The sequence below is a fragment of the Micromonospora sp. NPDC048868 genome, from assembly GCF_043198195.1.
Taxonomy (GTDB): domain Bacteria; phylum Actinomycetota; class Actinomycetes; order Mycobacteriales; family Micromonosporaceae; genus Micromonospora; species Micromonospora reichwaldensis.
The window spans coordinates 1-19410 of record NZ_JBICUN010000009.1; the positions used below are offsets into that span (position 1 = coordinate 1).

Below are 19410 nucleotides of genomic sequence, written 5' to 3' on the forward strand. Positions count from 1 at the left end.
CGGAGGGGATCGAGGAAGGCGACCTGGTGGAGCTGATCGGGGCCACGGTGTCGCACTGGGAGCGGGACGGGCGTAGCGGCCTGACGTGGAAGGCGCAGGCCCTCAAGGCGGCCTGAGCAGTCTCGCCCCGCCCCTTTCCGGTGGGTGACCCGTTCGAGTCGGGTCGGGGCACTTTGTCAAGGCAATGCGGTCCGCGTGCGGACTTCATTCTTGGCTACTCGTTCATTGAGAATTGCACAGTGGATAGAACCTTGCCTAAAACAGGACCATTGTTGCTATCTAGATTTTCGATACACGGAAAGGGGGTTGTCATGTCGGACTTCGAATTGATTCTTATCGGCCTGCTGTTGCTGTCGTTTTCCCTGAACGTCGGTCTTATTCGTCGTGAGGGACGTCGATTGCGGCGGGTGTGGCGTCTGTCCGGTCGGGAGTAGTCGCCGATCGGTGGCCTCTATCCGTCCCTCGGAGCGCATCTCCAGGGGCGGGTGGTGCCCACCGATGGTGGTGCGGAGACCGGAAGGAGAGGCATGGATTTGGTGCCGGAGATCGTGAAGTCGTTGACCGGCAGGTCTCGGTATGAGGCGCTGATGGGCAACGTGCAAGGGCTGTCGATGCTGCTGGACGGCGCCACGAGCTTGATCAAGGGGTGCGAGCCTCCCCCGGGGGCGCTGTACCAGTTCTCGGCTCGGGTGGAAGAGCTGGAGGACGCGCACAAGCAGGCGGCAGAGGCGCTGAGGGCGTTTCACACGCGGGTGAAGACGTACGAAGCGGATTTGGTCGCCAAGCCCTGGAAGGTGAGCTGATGTCGTACCAGATTAGCGACACCTACGACGGTATCGACAAGGCCATGCGGCTGATGCGCGCATCGATGAAGGGGATGCCGGAGCGGTACCGGTACATGCGGCACTACGACGATCTTCGTCGGGCAGTCGCGGTGTTGCTGGTGCTGCTCGAAGAGGCCGCGCCGTGGATGGAGGAAACGCGCGAGGCGAAGCAGGCTACGACTCGCGCAAAGCAAATGCTCGCGGCGGTGCGCTGACAGTAATTACTCAATGGAAAGGCCCGGATTGGCGATCCGATCCGGGCCTTTTCTCTACCCCAAAACAATTGCGATTGAAGAACTGATGAAGGTAGGTGCGGGAGATGGGTAAGCGTACTCAGGGGTGGGAATGGAAGGTCGCGGGTTGGGCGGCGCGGCACCCGGGTTTCGTGGCTGCTCCGGCGGCGGTGGCTGCCAGCGTGGCGCAGCTCGGGCCGGTGACCACGGGTGGCGTGGCGGCGGGCGTGCTCGCGGCGGGTGTGGGCTGGTACCGGGGCCACCCGGACTCCTGGTCAACGCTGGCGGCTCCGAAGCTGCGGGCGATACGTCGGCGGTGGCTGTCGCGGACTTACCTCGGTCCGTGGTGGAGCCGGGTCACCGAGGAATGCGGCCTGGTCACGGTGAACCGGCGAACCGGGGCCGTCAACGTGCCGCGGATCATCCGCATCCGTAGTCACTCGCCGTCGACGGAGACGGTGTACGTGCGGCTTCTCCTCGGGCAGACCGTGAAGGTGTGGGAGGAGGCAGCCGAAGCCCTGGCGGTCGGGTTGAACGCGGAACGGGTGGGTGTCGAGCGGGTCCGCTCGCAGGTTATCGCCCTGGTCGTGCAGCGGTCCGAGCCGTTCACTGAGGTGATCGTCCCGCCGGACATCCCGGCCGACGCCGACGCGGTGAGCCTGGCCAACGTGTACCTCGGCGAGACCGAGCACGGTACCGACTGGATCGCTCCGCTGATCGGGCAACACTGGCTCGTCACCGGCGCCACCGGGTCGGGCAAAAACTCGGTCACCTGGATGGCAGCGCGGGCGTGTGCACCGCTGATCCGTGACGGCCTGGTGCGGGTGCACGTGGTCAACCCCAAGGGCACCGAGTTGAACGCCCTGCGGCCGGTGTCGCACCGCTACGCCGAGACTGACGGCGACATCGTGGAGGTCATCCAGGAGTACTGGGCCACCATGCAGGCCCGCAAAAAGACCTTGGCAGAGCAGGGCCGGCGCACCTTCGAGCTGTCCCGCGAAACCCCGTTGGATCTGCTGGTGATCGATGAGCTGGGGGCAGTGACCGGCTACGGCGACCGGTCACTCACCAAGGGCGTCCAGGCGGTGTTGCCGCTGATCCTGTCGCAGGCTCGCGCCCTGGGCGGCAGCGTCATCGGCGCGCTTCAAGAGCCCACCAAGGACGTGATCCCTCAGCGTGACCTGTTCTCCCTGCGGGTGTGCCTGCGGGCCACGTCGGCCGGACACGTCGACATGGTGCTCGGAGACGACATGCGACGCCGGGGCGCGCTCGCCGACGAGATCCCGAACGTGCCGGAGTCGGCCGGTATCGGCTTCGTGGTCAAGCAGCGCTCACGAACCCCGATGCGGGTGCGGGCGGCCTACTGCGACGACTCCGACATCCGCGAGCTGGTGCGGGTCGCCGGCTGGCCCCACACCGAACTCGCCGCGGCGGGCCGGTGATCGCGGTGAACAACCCCGACACCGACAAGCCCGCGAAGCAGCCCCGCCCGGTCCGGAAGCTGAGCAAGCGTCTCGACGTCGCCCGGCAGCTTCACGACCTGGAGCAAGACTCCGCGCTAGAGATTGTGGAGATCGACCGGTTGCGGGTGAGCGTGAACCGCAATCTGTGGCTGTTCCTGGCGGTCGGCCTGTTCTTTACGACCACGGGTGTTCACGACTTCTTGGCCGGTGATCGGACTCCGGCCGACCCGGTGTGGTGGGGAAGCTGGGGCGTCGAACCCTGCCTCGCGGGAATCTTGATCACCGTCCTGCGATGGGAAGCCGCAATGATCGCCCGGGACATCAAGATCGATTCCAGGGCGGTCGACTGGTTGAAGCGCTTCCTCCTCGGTTGCACTTTGATCATGAACGTGGTGCCGGTCCTGATGCCACGCGCAGGCGGTATCAGCCCGGGAATGCTCGCCGCACACGTGATGGTCCCGGTCCTGGTGTTCCTCCTGGCCGAAGTCATGCCGGTGGTTCAGGCCCGGTGTATGCAGGCACGCCGGGCCGTAGCTCTACCCACCAACACCCCTGCCCCTGCCTCGGCTCCGGCTCCGGCTCCGGCTCCGGCTCCGGCTCCTGTGACCGTGCCGGCCGCCGTGGTCGAACCCATCGCCCCGGCACCGGTCCCGGTTGCGGCGCCCGCTCCGGTTGAAGTTCCGGCCTCGATCCCGGTCGCCCGGGTGGAGCCGTTCACTGACGCCGTTACGGAGCCTCCGCCCCTGGACGGGTTGGGGATTCCGGTCGGAATGCAGGCACAGATTCGGCGACTCGTCGCGGACCTGGATCGACCGGTGACCGCCGTCGACATCCAACAGGCCACCCGGCTACCGGCGTCGATCGCGTCGAAGGTCGCTGATCGGTTCGCCCCGGCCACGGCCAACGGCTACACGCACTGATCGACCTACCTTCTCTCGCTCGCTCTGACCTGCCGTGCTCCGCGTCCTGGGGCACGGCAGGTCCGTCTACGGAGGAGACACCCATGGCAACACCACCACGTCCGGCGTACGACGGTGAAGCGGCGTTGGCGCAGTGGATGCGCTCGCCGGCGTACAAGCAATGGCGGGCCGGCGTCGAGAGCGTCAAGGGCTGCCTGCAACCGGTTCGGCTGCTCGGCAAGTTCGAGGTCCGGCACATCGGCAGCGGTGACCTCATCGCCTCTCGGCAGGGCAAGGTGTGGGCGTCCTGCGGCACCCGCCGATCGGCCGTGTGCCCCTCCTGCGCCGACCGGTACGCCGCCGACGCCTGGCACCTGATCCACGCGGGCATGTCCGGCGGCAAGGGCGTCCCTGACACCGTGGCCCGGTCGACGCGGCTGTTCGTCACCCTGACCGCCCCGTCGTTCGGCGCGGTGCACAACCGGCCCGGCAAGCGGCCCTGCTCCTGCGGACGCTGGCACCCCGAAGGACATCCGCTCCTGGGTAGCCCGGTCGACCCCGCAACCTACGACTACGCCGGGGCCGTGCTGTGGCAGGCACACAGCGGCCAACTCTGGCACCGCTTCACCATCGCCCTACGCCGCGCCGTCGCTGCCGCTGGTGGCCTCACCGTCCGCGCATCCGGGGCGCACCTGCGCATCTCCTACGCCAAGGTGGCCGAATACCAGCGGCGCGGCCTGGTCCACTTCCACGCCGTCATCCGTGCCGATGGTCCGTCCGGGCCGGACTCGTCGCCTCCGACGTGGCTCACCGCCGATGTCCTGGCCGACGTGGTGCGTTCCGCGGCTTCCTCCGTCGAGCTGGACACCGCCCGACCGGACGGGACCGCGCTGCCCCTCGGGTGGGGCGCACAGGTCGACGTCAAGGACATCACCGCCACCGATGTCGACATCGACGACGCAGACGACGACGGGGACCAGGCCGTGGCCGACACCCGGCTCGCCGGCTACATCGCCAAGTACGCCACCAAGGGCACCGGCGCCACAGAGACCGGCGACCGTCGTATCCGCTCACAGGCGCACATCGACCGGCTTCGGGTGTCCGCCCACCACAGGGCGATGATTCAAACCGCGTGGGACCTTGGCGGACTCGACCAGTACGCCGATCTGAAACTTCGTCACTGGGCGCACATGCTCGGCTTCCGAGGTCACTTCCTCACCAAGTCGCGGATCTACTCCACGACCTTCAAGAGCCTCCGCGCGGAACGCCGAACCCACCAGATCCACACCGCGCTCACCGAAGCCGGTCTACCCGAAGACGCTGACGTCTTGGTCGTCAACGACTGGCAGATCCTCGGCATCGGCTACGACTCGCCCGAGCAACTCGAACTCGCCACCGCGATCGGTGACCGCATTCGGGCCGCACGACAGCAAGCCAGAAAGGAACCCCGATGACCACCCTCACCACCGAACGGCTGTGGAGCGTTGCCGACGTGTCGGCGTTCCTCGGCATCCCCGTCGGCACCCTCTACCAATGGCGCCACCGCCGAATCGGCCCCCGGGCGTCTCGCGTCGGCCGCCACCTCCGATACGACCCCGCCGACGTGCGGGCCTGGTTCCACGACAAGGCGGCCTGACATGCCCATCGATGACCTGTGGTACCTGACCAAGCGCGGGCCAGACAAGAAGCGGCTCCCCTCCAAGCGGCACGGCAGGGGCAAGCGGTGGCGAGTGCGCTACGCCGACGCCGCTGGTGAGCCCCGGGAAAGGCTCTTTGAGCGCAAGGTCGACGCGGACGCCTTCGACCTCGAATGTCGATCGGGCGTCGCGGCAGAGGTCAAGGCCACGCGTGAGTTGGACCGGCTCACCTTCGCTGAGTACGCGCAGCGTTGGAGGGAATCGCGCGAGTCGGGATGGGCCACGGAAACGCGACAGCGCATCCCGCAGAACCTGCGAAAGCACCTGCTGCCGGTCTTCGGTGAGAAGGCCATCCGTTACATCAACCTGACTGACGTGTTGGCCTGGCTCGGCCGGCTGCTCGACAACGGCATACCGAAATCGTCGGTGAGCCTGTACTTCGGTCTGTTCAAGACCATTATGAACGCCGCCGTGGTCGACAAGGTGATTCCCGACAACCCCTGCAACGGCGTGAAGCTCGCGCAGATCCTGCGCGGTCTTTCGCGGGCGCCCAAGTGGGTTCCCACCAGCGACCAGGTGCTCAGGCTCGTTGAGGTGGTGCCGCGTCGATTCCGGGCGGCCATCTGGCTGGGAGCCGGGGAAGGGCTTCGCCTCGGTGAGGTCCTGGGCATGGAGGACGGTTCTCGTTGCGCGGACTACGTCCGTGGCGAGCTGCACGTCAGACAGCAACTTCGGCACTCGCCGCAGTACTACGGCGGTTTCTACCTCTCGACGCCCAAGAGTGGTTCCACTGGCACCGTGGACCTGGACGCGGTGGTTGCCGAAGAGCTCGCCGCGCACCTCACCGAGGTCGGCCCCGTCGAGTTCGAGCTTCCCGACATCACCACGGGGGAGCGGTTGACTCGCTCGGTGGCGGTGCTGTTCACGTCGTCGCGGGGGAAGCTGCTGACGGATACCTACTGGTCGGAGTTGTGGGCGGGCTGGCGCGAGGCGGCCGGCTGGCCGAAGGAAGGAACTTTCCACTCCTTGCGCCACTTCTTCGCCACCACGCTGATGAGCAACGGCGTGGAACCTCAGGAGGTACAGAAGGCGCTGCGCCACGCCAACCTGCGGATCACGTTGGAGACCTACGTTCACTGGATGCCGAAGAAGGACCGCCCGCGCGGCCTGGTCGGCGGCCTCCTGCGGAACGCGGACAGCATCCGGCGGGAACCTCGCGCGGACCAAGATCGGAGTTGAGTTGTGCCCTGGTTGTGCCCGATGATCTTCGTCCGGCGTTCTCACAGCTCAGAGGCGGTTTGTGGTGGGCCGCCAGGGACTCGAACCCTGAACCTATGGATTAAAAGTCCACAGCTCTGCCATTGAGCTAGCGGCCCGCGCGCTCAGGTTACCGGAAGGCGGCCGGTTGCGACTCTCGGCTTTCGTGCCGTAGGCGGAACCGGCAGCTCAGGTGAGGAACGCCCGGCCATGACGGCGCTTCCGGGCGTACGGGAGGAATCAGGCCGGGCGGCGCGGAGGGTGCCGGTTCAACTGCCCGGCCTTCGGGGGCCTTTGATCTTGGGAACCCGGGGCCGGTCGTGGTCCGGCGGTCGATCCCGAAGAAGGCTGGCGAGCCTCCGGTCGGACCTTATCGGAGAGGCGGCGCCCGTGGTGTCCCTCCTCGTCGCCGTGTCGGCGCGCCGGGGTGCTGCCGGGCCCGTTCAGCGCCGTGGTCAGCGGCTCTACCAGGGGTGTTAACTGGCGGAAGCCGCCGCAAAAAGCGGGCCATGGGAATGTAACAACTTGGGAACAACGCGAGCCGCGTTCTTGTCCACAGTTTGTTAGCCGCCTGTACTAACCGGGTGACCTGCATTGATGAGACGGGAACCACACCACCGGAGCCTCAGGACCGCGCGGTGGGGACCCTGCGGCGAGACCGGGTTCCGGCCCGGGTCCGCTCCGGCGAGAAGGTGCTCCCGGAGCAGGCCCGCGTGCACAACCGCGAGTTGCTGCTGCGCACGCTCTACCGGGAAGGGCCGCACAGCCGGGCGGATCTGGCGCGACGCACAGGGCTGACGAGGGTCTCGGTCTCGGACGTCGTGAGCGACCTCCTCGCGGACGACCTCGTGGTCGAGGTCGGTACGCGGGCGGGGACGCGGCCCGGGAAGCCGGCCATGATGCTCGAGTTCAACGAGCGCGCCTACCAGGCGGTCGCCGTGGACCTGAGCCACTCGACGCTCTACCGGGGGGCCGTGCTCGACCTCGGCGGATCGGTGGTGGCTCGTCAGCAGGTCGAGAACGAGGGCAGCACCGGAGCCGACGCGTTGGCGAAGGTCGTCGGTCTCGTCGGGGCGTTGCGCGAACAGGTGACGGCGCCGCTGCTCGGCATCGGCATCGGCACCCCGGGGATCGTGGACCTCGGCGGCGTCGTCCTCAGCGCACCCAACCTGGGGTGGAAGGACCTGAACCTCCGGTCGGTGCTGACCGAACAGTTCGGCTGCCCCGTGGTCGTGTCGAACGACGCCAACGCCACCGCGCTCGCCGAGCGCAGTTACGGCGAGAGCGCGGCGGACACCCTCCTCGTCCGGGTCGGTGTCGGCGTGGGGGCGGGTCTGCTGCTCGGCGGCACGCCCGTCCTGGGCAGCAGGTTCGCGGCCGGCGAGATCGGCCACGTGGTCGTGGACACCGGCAGCGAGCGGGCCTGTGTCTGCGGAAAGTTCGGCTGCCTCGAGACCTGGCTGTCGACCCGGCGCATCCAGGAAGACCTCTCGGAAGCGCGTACCGATGCGGAGCACACCCGGGTCCTCGCCGCCGCGGGCGAGGCGCTCGGTTCGGTGCTGGCCCCGATCGTGGCCGCCATCAACGTCTCGGAAATCGTCCTCAGCGGGCCGCGCCGGGTGCTGGAAGGACCGCTGGCCGCCGCGGCGATGGAAACCATCCGGCAGCGCGCCCTGACAGAGGTCCACGGCGACATCGTCCTGCGGCTCTCGGAGCTTGGCGACGACATCGTCCTGCGCGGCGCGACCGCCATGGTCATGAGCCAACAACTCGGGATCGCCTGATCCGCTGATCCGATCCCCGTCACTCATAGCGACGCCGACCGGCGCTGGCTTTGCAGCAATAGAAGGGAACACGGTGCAACTGACACGCACGCTGACGGCAGCGTTTGCCGTAGTCGCTCTCGCCCTCGCCGGTTGTAGCGGTGGCGGGCAGGCGAATGAAGCAGGCTCGTCCCAGCTCGTCCTGGGCAACAACGGCGACCTGCTGACCTGGGACCCCGCTGAGATGAAGGAAGGCGCGGTCATCCACTACGCGGAGGCCGTCTACGACCCGCTGCTCCGCAAGACGGCCGAGTCGAAGATCGAGGGCAACCTGGCCACCTCGTACGAGTACAACGCCGACCTCACCGAGCTCACCCTGAAGCTGCGCGACGGTGTCACCTTCAGTGACGGCGCGGCCTTCGACGCCGACGTGGTGAAGGTCAACCTCGAGGCGCGCAAGAAGGGGGCGGGCAGCGCCTCCGAGGGGGCCCGGGCGATCGAGCGCGTCGAGGTCGTGGACAAGGCCACGGCGCGCCTGCACCTCAGCGAGCCCAGCCCCGGCCTCCTGGCGGCCCTGGCGACGTACACGGGGTACATGGTGAGCCCCACGGCGCTCAGCGCGGGCAACATCGCCTCGAACCCGGTGGGCTCCGGGCCCTACACGTACGACGCGGGCGCCTCCGAGAAGGGCGTCAAGTACACGTTCAAGGCGCGCGACGGCTACTGGAACCGCGAGGCGTTCCCCTTCGAGAACGTCGTGATCCGCCCGTACGAGGAGTTCACCGCCCGGTACAACGCGCTCGCCACCGGCCAGATCCAGTTCATGTACGGCACCCCCGACATGGTGCCGAAGGCCAAGACCGACGGGCTCACCGTCAAGACGGTGCCCGGCGAGTGGCAGGGCATCATCCTCCAGGACCGCGCCGGCAAGGCGTCGGCGGCACTCGGCGACGTGCGGGTGCGGCAGGCGATCAACCACGCGCTCGACCGCAAGGCCATCCTCGAGACCCACTACGGCGGGTTCGGCCAGGTCTCCACGCAGACCTTCAACCCGGCCAGCGAGGCGTGGGTGCCGGAGCTGAACGCGCGCTACCCGTACGACCCGGCGAAGGCGCGCGAGTTGCTTGCCTCGGCGGGCTACGGCAGCGGCTTCAAGATCAAGGTTTCGTACAGCGAGGGCTTCATGTCCCCGCTGGTGCCGATCGTCGCCCAGTACCTGGGCGACGTGGGCATCACTGTCGAGCAGGTGCCGGTCAACGGCTTCGCCAACGGCGGCCTGGAGACCCTGAAGGGCCAGCCGGCCTTCATGCTCTCGTTCTCCACGAACATCCCGGCGTGGACGGACGTGCTGAACAAGCTCACCCCGACGTCGCTGTGGAACAACTTCAAGTACACCGACGAGACCGTCACCCGGCTGCTCAAGGAGATCCCGGCCGCGCAGGGTGACAAGCAGGCCGCCCTCTACAAGGAGCTGAACACCCACCTCGTCGAGCAGGCCTGGTTCGCGCCGATCGTCACGCAGGAGAACGTCTACCTGTTCAAGTCGGACATCGACGTGACCATGCAGCAGGCGCAGCTCATGCCGAGCCTCCGCTTCTTCGCCCCGGCGAAGTAACAGTCGATCGACCCCGGATGGGCCGGGCAACCGGCCGGCCCATCCGGTGGATCACTACAGCTCATCTAGGAGGTAGCAGGCATGCTGGGCTTCATCGGTCGGCGGTTGGCCACGGGCCTGCTGCTGGCGTTCTCCGTCGTGACGGGGATGTTCTTCTTCCTCATGCTCACCGGCTCCGATCCGGCCCGGGGCGCGCTCGGCCTCTACGCGACGGAGGAACAGGTCGCGGTCAAGCGGGAGCAGCTCGGGCTCGACCGGCCGCTCGTCGAGCAGTACCTGAGCTGGCTGGGCGGGGTCGTACGCGGTGACCTGGGGGTCTCGTCCGCGCAGAACACCGACGTGAGCGAGCTCATCGTGACGCGGCTGCCAGTCACCGTCTCCCTCGCGTTGGGCGCCGTCCTGGTGGCCGCGGTCCTCGGCATCGTGCTCGGGCTGCTCGCGGCGACCCGTCCCGGGACGTTCGACCGCGTACTCCAGGTGTTCATGGTGTTCGGCTTCAGCCTGCCGAACTTCTGGGTCGCGATCATCCTGGCCCTGGTCTTCGCCGTGCAGCTGGGCTGGTTCCCCGCCACGGGCTACGTGCACCTGAACGACTCACCCAGCGGTTGGCTCTGGTCCATCACCCTGCCGATCGTCGCGCTGTCGATCGGTTCGATCGCCGCCATCGCCCAGCAACTGCGGAACTCCGTGATCACCGTCAACAGCCAGGACTACGTCCGTACGCTGCGCAGCCGGGGCCTCTCGCAGCGCGAGATCCTGCTCACCCACGTCCTGCGCAACGCGGCTCCGCCGGCGCTGACGATGCTCTCCCTCCAGTTCATCGCGGCGATGAGCGGCGCCGCCATCATCGAGCGCGTGTTCGGCCTCCAGGGCATCGGCGCCGTCGCCATCAACGCCTCGGGCAACAGCGACATCCCCGTCATCATGGGCGTCCTGCTCTTCACCGTGCTCGTCGTCGTACTCGTCAATCTCGCGGTCGACATCCTCTACGCCGCACTGAACCCGAAGGTACGGAACGCATGAGCGCCGACGTGACGCCCCGCGCGGGCCTGACAGCCAGGAGATTCCGCTCCTTCCTGCGTAACCCGACGGGCGTGGTGGCGGGCGGCGTCCTGCTGGCCATCGTCGCGGCGAGCCTGCTCGCGCCGCTGCTCGCCCCGCAGGACCCGAACCTGGTGGTGCTCTCGGAGGCGCTCCGGCCGCCGAGCGGCGACCATCCGCTCGGCACGGACGGCAACGGGCGCGACATCCTCAGCCGCCTGCTGTGGGGCGGCCGGGTGAGCCTCCAGGCGGGCGCGATCATGGTTGCCGTCGCCCTCCTGTGCGGGATTCCCGCAGGTCTGCTCGCGGGCTACCGCGCGAAGCGGTTCGACGGGGTGTCGAGCTGGATCTTCAACATGCTGATGTCCCTGCCGGAGATCCTCATCATCATCGTGGTGATCGCCTCCCTCGGCAGCGGCCTCGCCCCGACGATGATCACCCTTGGCGTGCTGGCGTCGCCGGACATCTTCCGGCTGACCCGGAGCGCCGTGATCGCGGTGCGCGAGGAGCTCTACCTTGACGCCGCCCGCGTCGCGGGGCTGTCCGACCTGCGCATCATCTTCCGCCACGTGCTCTCCGTGGTGCTGGGGCCGGTCCTCGTGCGGTCCTCGTTCATCTTCGGCATGGCGATCATCGTCCAGTCCGGCCTGGAGTTCCTCGGCTTCGGCGACCCGCAGCGCCCCAGCTGGGGCGGCGAGCTCAGCAACGCCTTCCAGAACTTCCACCGCGCGCCCGAGCTGGTCATCGCGCCCGGCGTCGCCATCGGCCTCACGGTCATGGCACTCGTGCTCTTCGGCACGGCCCTGGCGGATTCGCTGGGGGTCAGCCGCAAACCCAAGGCCAAGCGGGCCGCGCGGTCCGCCGGCCGGGACGACACGACGGTCGTCCAGGGCGAAGCCGAAGCCGACCGTACGCCCGCGACCGCCCTCCCCGCGGACACCCTGCTCCGCGTCGAGGACCTGTCGGTGCGGTACGTGGCGGAGGACGGAGCCGCCAAGGACGTGGTGCGGGGGGTCTCGCTGCACGTCGCGCGGGGAGAGGTGCTCGGCCTGGTCGGGGAGTCCGGCTCCGGGAAGTCCCAGACGTCCTTCGCGATCCTCGGACTCCTGCCGCCCGACGCCTCCGTGTCCGCCCGGCACCTCTCCCTCGACGGGCGGTCCCTGATCGGGCTGCGCGAGGGCGAGTTGCAGAAGCTGCGCGGGCCGCAGATGGCCTACGTGCCGCAGGAGCCGATGTCCAACCTGGACCCGTCCTTCACCGTCGGCGCCCAGCTGACGAAGCCGATGCGGCGCAAGCTCAACCTGTCGAAAAAGGCCGCGCACGAGCGGGCCCTGCACCTGCTCGAACGCGTCGGCATTCCCGACCCCGCCCGTACGCTCGCCGCCTACCCCCATCAGCTCAGCGGAGGAATGGCACAGCGGGTGCTCATCGCCGGCGCCGTCTCCTGCGATCCCGAGCTGCTGATCGCGGACGAGCCGACCACCGCCCTCGACGTCACGGTCCAGGTGGAGGTCCTCGAACTCCTTCGCGACCTGCAACGGGAACGCAACATGGGCCTCATCCTGGTCACCCACAACCTGGGTGTGGTCGCCGACCTCTGCGACCGGGTCGCGGTGATGCGGGACGGCCTCGTCGTCGAGCAGCAACCCGTCGCCGAACTCTTCGCCAACCCGCAGCACGAGTACACCCGCATGCTCTTGGACGCGACCCTGGAGGACGCCCCTCCCCGGCGGTCGCGCGACGACCTTCAGGAGGTGCAGTCATGAGCACCCGCAACGATTCCGACGCCCCGCTGCTCGACGTCCGCGACGTCAACGTCGTCTATCGCGGGGCCCGGTGGCGCAGTCCGTCCTTCCACGCGCTGCACGACGTCTCGATGCAGATCCGGGCGGGCGAGACGGTCGGCCTGGTCGGCGAGTCCGGCTCGGGAAAGACGACCCTGGGCCGCGCGCTCCTGGGGCTCGCCCCGATCAGCGCCGGAACTGTCACGTTCGACGGCGCCGACATCACCCACGCGAACCGACGCGCCCGCCGGGCCCTGAGCCGGGACATCCAGGTCGTCTTCCAGGATCCGTACTCGTCGCTCAACCCGGCGATGTCCGTCGAGAGCATCCTCGCCGAGCCGCTCAGGGCGCAGGGGGTGCCCGGGGCCGAAGCCTCCGCGCGGATCGGTCAGCTGCTGGGCCAGATCGGCCTGGAAGCCGACGCCGGGCGGCGGTACCCGCGCGAGTTCTCCGGCGGGCAACGGCAGCGGATCGCCATCGCCCGCGCCCTCGCGCTGAAGCCCCGACTCATCGTCTGCGACGAACCGGTCAGCGCCCTCGACCTCTCCACCCAGGCACGCATCCTCGACCTGCTCATCGACATCCAGGAGCAGACCGGCGTCGCGTACCTCTTCATCTCCCACGACCTGTCGGTGGTCCGCTACATCTGCCACCGGGTCGCGGTCATGCTCAAGGGCCGCATCGTGGAGACCGGTGACGGTGACACCGTCACGTCACGACCGCGCCATGCGTACACGAACCGGCTGCTCATGGCGTCGCCCATCCCCGACCCGGCGCGGCAGGCGGAACGACGCCGCCAGTACGCCGCGCTCTCCTCCTGACCCCTGCAATCCGACCGAAGGAAGTACCCGTGCAGTTCGGCTTCAGCTCCTACTCCTTCTACCAGCACCTGCGCACCAACCGGATGAGCCTCCTCGAGGTCATCGACTGGATCGGCGCCAGCGACGCCACCCACATGGAGATCGCGACGGTGTCGCTCTCCCCGGAGATCTCCAACGACACCTCCACCCTCGACCAGGACCCCGGGTTCGTCCAGGAGATCAAGACCCGCGCGGCGGACCAGGGCGTCGCCCTGTCCAACCTCGTCGTTCCGGCCGACCTCCTCGGCGCGGACGCGGAGAAGAGCATGCAGCGGGTCAAGCGGCACATCGAGGTGGCCGCCGCGCTGGACATCAAGCTCTTCCGCCACGATGTCGCCAAGTGGGCCCACCGGGCGAAGGACATCGCCGAGTTCGAGGCGCTGCTGCCCCGGATGGTGGAGGCGTGCAAGGAGATCGCCCAGTACGCAGCCCCGTACGGCATCACCACCAGCGTGGAGAACCACGGGCTGCTGATGAACGGCGGTGAGCGCGTACGCCGGCTCATCCACCTCGTCGACGAGCCGAACTTCAAGACGACCCTCGACGTCGGCAACTTCATGTCGGTCGACGACAACCCGGTGGTGTCGGTCGCCGAGAACGCCCCGTACGCCAGCATCGTGCACCTGAAGGACTTCTACGTCCGCTCGCAGTACCCCGGCGAGGGCTGGCACCACACCCCCGGCGGCAACTACCTGCTCGGCTCCATCGTCGGCTACGGCGACCTCGACATGCGCAGGATCGTGCGGGGCATCGTCGACGCCGGCTACGACGGCTTCGTGTCCATCGAGTTCGAGGGCATCGAGGAGTGCCTGATGGCCAACCCGATCGGTCTGGCCAACGCGAAGCGGCTCTTCGCCGAGGCGGAGGCGGCGAAGTGAGCCGGCTCGGCGTGGGCGTGATCGGCGTCGGGAGCATCGCGGAGATGCACCTGGGCGCGTACGCCGCCAACCCGGACGTCCACCTCGTCGGGGTGTTCGACGTCAACCAGGAGCGGAGCGCGCAGAAGGCCGAGACCTTCGGCGTGACCCGCGTGCACCCGACGCTCAACAGCCTGCTCGCCGACCCCGAGATCGACGCGGTGAGCATCTGCACGTGGAACGACAGCCACGCGGAGATCGCCACGGCGGCGCTCGACGCCGGCAAGCACGTGCTGGTCGAGAAGCCCCTGAGCCGTACGGCCGGCGAGGCCGAGGCGCTCGTCGAGGCCGTCGAGCGCAGCGGCAGGCACCTGGAGGTCGGCTTCGTCCGGCGCTTCGGCGCGAACGCCAAGGTCCTCAAGTCGTTCGTCGACGCCGGGCTGCTGGGCGACGTCTACCACGCGCGCGCGACGAACATCCGACGGCTCGGCAACCCCGGTGGCTGGTTCGCGGACCACAAGCGGTCCGGCGGGGGACCGCTCATCGACATCGGCGTGCACGTGCTGGACCTCTGCTGGTACTTCATGGGCACCCCGAAGGCCGTCACGGTCAGCGCGGTCACCCACACCCGGCTGGGCAACCGGGCCAACGTCACGTCGCTGTCGCGGTACAAGGTCGCGGACTACGACCCGACCCAGAGCGACGTCGAGGACTTCGCCACGGCCCTCATCCGGTTCGACAACGGGGCGTCCCTGACGTTGGAGACCAGCTACTCCCTGCACGCCCTCGAGGACCGCCTCGAAGTGGCGGTCTTCGGCGAGCGCGGTGGCGCGGAACTCGAACCGAAGCTCCGGATCGCCACCGAGATGCACGACACCGTCCTCAACGTGGGCCCCCAGATCGACCACCTCAGCTTCGACTTCGCCGAGGGGTTCGCCAACGAGATCGCGCACTTCGTCTCGCTGTGCCTGGGAGAGGCCGAGCAGGTGGCCCCCGTCTCCCACGGCACGGAGGTCATGCGCATGCTCGACGGGATCTACGAGTCGGCGCGGGCCGGCCACGAGATCAGGCTTTCCTGACGTGGTCCACGACGGGGGGTCCGTGCGGGTGGGGGTCGTGGGGTGCGGAAACGTCAGTTCCCGCTATCTGGCCAACCTCGCCGGGGACCCGGCGGTCACCGTCGTCGCCTGCGCCGACGCCGACCCGGCGCGCGCGCGGGCGCTCGGCGCTGCCCACGCGGTGCCGGAGGTGCACCCGGTCGACGCCCTGTTGACCCATCCGGACGTCGACCTGGTCCTCAACCTGACCCCACCCAGGGCGCACGCCGAGGTGACCCTGCGCGCCCTGAAGCACGGCAAGCACGTCTACACGGAGAAGCCCCTGGCGACCACCATGGCCGACGGGCACCGCATCGTCGAGGCCGCCCGGGCGCGGTCGTTGCAGGTCGGCACCGCGCCGGACACCTTCCTGGGCGTCGGGGCGCAGACCTGCGCGGCGCTGATCGCCGACGGCGCGATCGGCACCCCGACCTCGGTGAACGCCGCCATGATGAACGCCGGGCCGGAACGGTTCCACCCCGAGCCGGAGTTCCTCTACCAGGAGGGCGCCGGACCCCTGTTCGACATCGGTCCGTACTACCTCACGGTGCTGACCGAACTCATGGGTTCCGTCGTGCGGGTGGGGGCGCTGGGCGCGACCGCGCGTACCGAACGCGTCGTGTTGGCCGGACCCCGCGCGGGGTCGACCTTCAGCGTGCAGACACCCACCCACATCAACAGCGTCCTGGAGTTCGCCAGCGGGGCCATGGGCATGCTGGTGACGAGCTTCGACGTCGTGGCGACGCGTACGCCGCACCTTGAGATCCACGGCACCGAGGGCACGATCGTCGCGGCGCAGGCCAACTCGTGGGGCGGCCCCGTGCTGCTCAGGGCAGCGGGCGGCACCGACTTCGTCGAGGTGCTCCCCGGCCCACGCGACTCCGACGGATTCATGGGGATGGGCCTGGTCGAGATGGCCAGGGCCATCCTGGCGGGGCGGCCCGCGCTGGCCGCGGCGACCCGGGGGCTCCATGTCCTCGAGGTGCTCACGGCCATCGCCGGCGCCGCCCGCTCCGGCGGAGGCTTCACGACGATCAGTTCGAGGCTGGAGACCCCCGGTCGACGCGACACGGGTGTCGTCGGGTGAGGGCCGGCCGAGCGCAGGCAACCGCCGCCGGAGACGCCGGCCCGTCGTGGGCGGGCGTCTCCGGGCGTACGGGATGAGGCAGGCCCGGTACGGGCGGACGGCGACCCAGATAGCGCCGATCATGCAGTCGTGGCGCCCCGCAAAAGTGGTAGACACCCCCATTCCGCCCACCACAACTGCATGATCGACCCGGTGGGGGCGGGTGGTGGAGGCAGGCATGGCGGGGGTGGCGCCGGGGAATCGTGGCCGTATGAGGATGAGCAGTGTTCCGGCCGTGGCGGCCTCCAGTGAGGGGGCGGGGCCGGACGGGGTGCGGGAACCGGCCGGCGAGGTGCACGCCTGGCTGCCGGGGCAGAACCAGACCGTCTGCGGGCTCCCGCTCAGCCGGACCCGGCTGCGCCGCTTCCCCCACGTGCGGTTCGAGTACGCCTCGACGGACGTGCTCACCGAGGCGGACCCCGTCGGCCGGATCTGCCCGCGCTGCCTCGCCGCCTCGCAGGGCCGCCGCCGGGGCGGGCAGAAGAACTGGGTCCGCCACTCGCCCCGCCCCTGACGGGCGCGCCGCTCGCCGTACTCCCGACGGTGGCCGTGATCGGCGATTGAGCCGGGGCTGACCGGGTACGGGGCGGGCATGCGGATCGTGGTGGTAGGGGCGACCGGCAACGCGGGCACCGCCCTGTTGCGCCGGCTGCGGCGGGAACGCGGAGTGGAACTCGCCGGGGTGGCCCGCCGGCTGCCCGGGCCGGACTGCGGCGAACCGTACGACCAGGTGGAGTGGCACTCCTGCGACGTCGGCCTGCCTGGCGCTGCCGACCAGCTCGCCGAGGTCTTCGCCGGCGCCGACGCGGTGGTGCACCTGGCCTGGCAGATCCAGCCCAGCCACGACCAGCGGGTGCTGCACCGGACCAACGTGGGCGGCAGCGCGGCCGTGATCGACGCCGTGGTCCGCGCCGGCGTGCCGGCCCTGGTGTACGCGTCGTCGGTCGGCGTCTACGCGTCCGGCCCGAAGGACCACCCGATCTCCGAGCGCTGGCCGGCGACCGGGGTGCCCGGCTCGTCGTACAGCCGGGACAAGGCCGAGGTGGAGGCGCTGCTCGACCGGGCCGAGCGCGAGCACCCGGAGCTGCGGGTGGTGCGGTTGCGGCCCGGCCTGAACTTCCAGCGGGCGGCGGCCACCGAGATCACCCGCTACTTCCTCGGCCCGTTCGCGCCCGTCCGGCTGCTGCGCTTCGGCCGGATCCCGCTGGTGCCGACGAACCCACGGCTGCGGATGCAGGCGGTGCACACCGACGACGTCGCCGACGCGTACGCCCGGGCGGTCCTGGGTGACGCGCGCGGCGCGTTCAACGTCGCCGCGGACCCGGTGCTGACCCCGGAGCTGGTGGCCCGGCACTTCCACGGCTGGACGGTGCCCGTCGCCGCCCCGGTGCTGCGCGTCGCCGCCGCCCTGACCTGGCGGGCGCGGCTGCAACCGATCGACGCCGGCTGGGTGGAGCTGGCGCTGCACGCGCCGCTGATGTCGAGCGAGCGCGCCGAGACGGAGCTGGGCTGGCACCCGAGCCACGACGCGCTCAGCGCGCTGAAGGAACTCTTCGCCGGCATGGCCGACCGGGCGCACACCGCCAGCCCGCCGATGTCGGCGGCGCGCCACCTGCCGGGCCGCCCCACCGCCCTGCTGCGCGGTCGCCCCGCCGGCCACGGCAACCCCTACTGACACGTCCACCCGCCGGAGGCGGGGGTCAGAAGTCGGCGAAGACGTACGGGTTCTGGCGGGGGAAGAGGCGGCGCAGTTCCGCCGCCGCGTCCGTCGACACGTCGCCCAGCCCCCGCAGGCCCACCTCGACCGGGTCCAGGACCCCGTACGCCAGGGCGGAGAGGCCGGCGGCCGTCAGCGTGGCGGTCGGCGGCGAGCCTGCGGTGGCGGCGGCGCCGGTGACCAGCTCCAGCGCGCCGGTTGTGCCGTCCAGCAGGTACGACCCGGCCAGCCACCGGTCGCCGGTCAGCTCCACCCGCACCCGGCCCGCCCCGACGGGCAGCCCGGCCAGCGCGTCGATCGACAGCAGCCGGGCCATGGGCGCGGAGTAACCAGGTCGGGCCACCCGCGCCTCGACGTGCACGGCCAGGTCGGTCAGCCACAGCTCCGGCACCTCGTCGACGGGCACCTGGACGGTCACCCGCTCCACCTGGTCGACGTGCCGGCCGAAGAACTGCAACATGAGTGCCCGGGCGACCGGATCGGCGGCGAGCAGGTCGCCGGCGGCGAGCGTGCCGCCGTGGTCGTCGATGCGGTAGAGCACCGCGCCGGTGACCGTACCGCCCGTGCGGGCCGTCAGCAGCCAGTGCTCGTCGCGGTCGCGCAACCCCACGTCCCGGTAGCCGGGGAAGATCGCGAAGCCGTGCCGCTCGTTCAGGCACCGCTCGGTGAACGCGCGCCAGTCCCGGTAGCCCTCGCCGATCCGCTCCCAGCCGACCTCGCCGGGCAGGTCGGCGCCGAGCAGCTCGCCCAGGTCGGCCGGCGAGAACGTGACCGTACGCGGCTTCGGCAGCCCCACGTAGCCGAACCGGGCGTAGAACGACGGCCGGAACGGGTAGAGCGCGCTCAGCTGGTGCCCCTCGTCGCGCATCTCGTCGAGGAGCTGGTGCATCAGCGTGCGTACGTGCCCCTGCCGGCGGGCCAGCGGATGGCTCGCCACCCCGGCGACGCCGGCCATCGGCAGCACCTCGCCGCGCAGGTTCTGCCGCATCGGGATGGCCGAGGCGGCGGCCAGCGTGGTGCCGCCCTCCTCGACGACCAGCGTCCGGTTGCCCTTGTTGTAGGGCAGATAGCCGCGGAACTCCTCCGCCCGGGCCGCGCTGCGCGGCGACGCCTCGAAGGCGTACGCGCCGAGCGCGAAGCTGGTGGACAGTCTCTCTTCGGCGTTCACCCGGCGGACGGTCATCCGCCCATCCCATCCCGGCCCGGCGGTCGCCGCAACCGCAATCGCCGGTGAGAC

18 protein-coding genes and 1 tRNA gene are annotated in these 19410 nt (G+C 69.6%); 17 read left to right on the forward strand and 2 right to left on the reverse strand.

What is annotated here, in order from left to right; all coding sequences use genetic code 11:
* The first annotated feature begins 527 nt into the window (after positions 1-527).
* The 7 genes from ACGFNF_RS16145 to ACGFNF_RS16175 all read left to right on the forward strand — a co-directional run bounded on the left by ACGFNF_RS16145 (position 528) and on the right by ACGFNF_RS16175 (position 6295).
* Positions 528-803 carry a hypothetical protein gene (locus ACGFNF_RS16145; RefSeq protein ID WP_393168650.1) on the forward strand — a complete coding sequence of 92 codons (276 nt, stop codon included), beginning with the start codon at positions 528-530 and terminating at the stop codon, positions 801-803.
* Entirely contained in the window at positions 803-1039 is a 237-nt protein-coding gene (locus ACGFNF_RS16150) for a hypothetical protein (protein ID WP_393168652.1), read from the forward strand. The genes ACGFNF_RS16145 and ACGFNF_RS16150 overlap by 1 nt, the downstream gene beginning before the upstream one ends.
* A gap of 104 nt (positions 1040-1143) precedes the next feature.
* The gene (locus ACGFNF_RS16155; RefSeq protein ID WP_393168952.1) at positions 1144-2499 is read left to right on the forward strand and encodes an ATP-binding protein; all 1356 of its coding nucleotides are present in this window, start codon (positions 1144-1146) and stop codon (positions 2497-2499) included.
* Positions 2463-3440: a hypothetical protein gene (locus tag ACGFNF_RS16160; protein ID WP_393168954.1), complete on the forward strand. Its 978-nt coding sequence runs from the start codon at positions 2463-2465 to the stop codon at positions 3438-3440. Before ACGFNF_RS16155 ends, ACGFNF_RS16160 begins: the two co-directional genes overlap by 37 nt.
* Before the next feature lie 137 nt (positions 3441-3577).
* The gene (locus ACGFNF_RS16165; protein ID WP_393168956.1) at positions 3578-4873 is read left to right on the forward strand and encodes a replication initiator; all 1296 of its coding nucleotides are present in this window, start codon (positions 3578-3580) and stop codon (positions 4871-4873) included.
* Entirely contained in the window at positions 4870-5055 is a 186-nt protein-coding gene (locus ACGFNF_RS16170; RefSeq protein WP_393168654.1) for a helix-turn-helix transcriptional regulator, read from the forward strand. Before ACGFNF_RS16165 ends, ACGFNF_RS16170 begins: the two co-directional genes overlap by 4 nt.
* Before the next feature lies 1 nt (position 5056).
* Entirely contained in the window at positions 5057-6295 is a 1239-nt protein-coding gene (locus tag ACGFNF_RS16175; RefSeq protein WP_393168656.1) for a tyrosine-type recombinase/integrase, read from the forward strand.
* Positions 6296-6357: 62 nt separating this feature from the next.
* On the opposite strand, the gene ACGFNF_RS16180 is transcribed toward ACGFNF_RS16175, so the two are convergent.
* Positions 6358-6432: transfer RNA gene (locus ACGFNF_RS16180), tRNA-Lys, on the reverse strand.
* A 609-nt stretch (positions 6433-7041) separates the two neighbouring features.
* Here ACGFNF_RS16180 and ACGFNF_RS16185 point away from each other — a divergent pair.
* From ACGFNF_RS16185 to ACGFNF_RS16230, 10 genes are all read left to right on the forward strand, one after another.
* Positions 7042-8097, forward strand: a complete 1056-nt coding sequence (locus ACGFNF_RS16185) for an ROK family transcriptional regulator (protein WP_393168658.1) — start codon at positions 7042-7044, stop codon at positions 8095-8097.
* 73 nt (positions 8098-8170) lie between these two features.
* Positions 8171-9691: an ABC transporter substrate-binding protein gene (locus tag ACGFNF_RS16190; RefSeq protein ID WP_357576893.1), complete on the forward strand. Its 1521-nt coding sequence runs from the start codon at positions 8171-8173 to the stop codon at positions 9689-9691.
* Positions 9692-9772: 81 nt separating this feature from the next.
* Positions 9773-10714 (forward strand): ABC transporter permease, encoded by a 942-nt coding sequence (locus ACGFNF_RS16195; RefSeq protein WP_357576892.1) that lies wholly within the window; start codon positions 9773-9775, stop codon positions 10712-10714.
* Complete coding sequence (locus ACGFNF_RS16200; protein WP_393168661.1) at positions 10711-12498, forward strand: dipeptide/oligopeptide/nickel ABC transporter permease/ATP-binding protein; 1788 nt, start codon at positions 10711-10713, stop codon at positions 12496-12498. The genes ACGFNF_RS16195 and ACGFNF_RS16200 overlap by 4 nt, the downstream gene beginning before the upstream one ends.
* Positions 12495-13337, forward strand: a complete 843-nt coding sequence (locus ACGFNF_RS16205) for an ATP-binding cassette domain-containing protein (RefSeq protein ID WP_357576890.1) — start codon at positions 12495-12497, stop codon at positions 13335-13337. The genes ACGFNF_RS16200 and ACGFNF_RS16205 overlap by 4 nt, the downstream gene beginning before the upstream one ends.
* 29 nt (positions 13338-13366) lie before the next feature.
* Entirely contained in the window at positions 13367-14254 is an 888-nt protein-coding gene (locus ACGFNF_RS16210) for a sugar phosphate isomerase/epimerase family protein (protein ID WP_393168663.1), read from the forward strand.
* Complete coding sequence (locus tag ACGFNF_RS16215) at positions 14251-15312, forward strand: Gfo/Idh/MocA family protein (protein WP_393168665.1); 1062 nt, start codon at positions 14251-14253, stop codon at positions 15310-15312. The genes ACGFNF_RS16210 and ACGFNF_RS16215 overlap by 4 nt, the downstream gene beginning before the upstream one ends.
* A gap of 28 nt (positions 15313-15340) precedes the next feature.
* Complete coding sequence (locus ACGFNF_RS16220) at positions 15341-16417, forward strand: Gfo/Idh/MocA family protein (protein WP_393168958.1); 1077 nt, start codon at positions 15341-15343, stop codon at positions 16415-16417.
* A gap of 274 nt (positions 16418-16691) precedes the next feature.
* Entirely contained in the window at positions 16692-16970 is a 279-nt protein-coding gene (locus tag ACGFNF_RS16225) for a hypothetical protein (protein WP_393168667.1), read from the forward strand.
* A 78-nt stretch (positions 16971-17048) separates the two neighbouring features.
* A complete protein-coding gene (locus tag ACGFNF_RS16230) occupies positions 17049-18131 on the forward strand; it encodes an NAD-dependent epimerase/dehydratase family protein (RefSeq protein ID WP_393168668.1) in 1083 nt (360 codons plus the stop codon).
* Positions 18132-18156: 25 nt separating this feature from the next.
* Here the strand turns inward: ACGFNF_RS16230 and eis are convergent, their stop codons facing one another.
* Positions 18157-19341 (reverse strand): enhanced intracellular survival protein Eis, encoded by a 1185-nt coding sequence (gene eis / locus ACGFNF_RS16235; protein ID WP_393168670.1) that lies wholly within the window; start codon positions 19339-19341, stop codon positions 18157-18159.
* Positions 19342-19410: the final 69 nt, after the last annotated feature.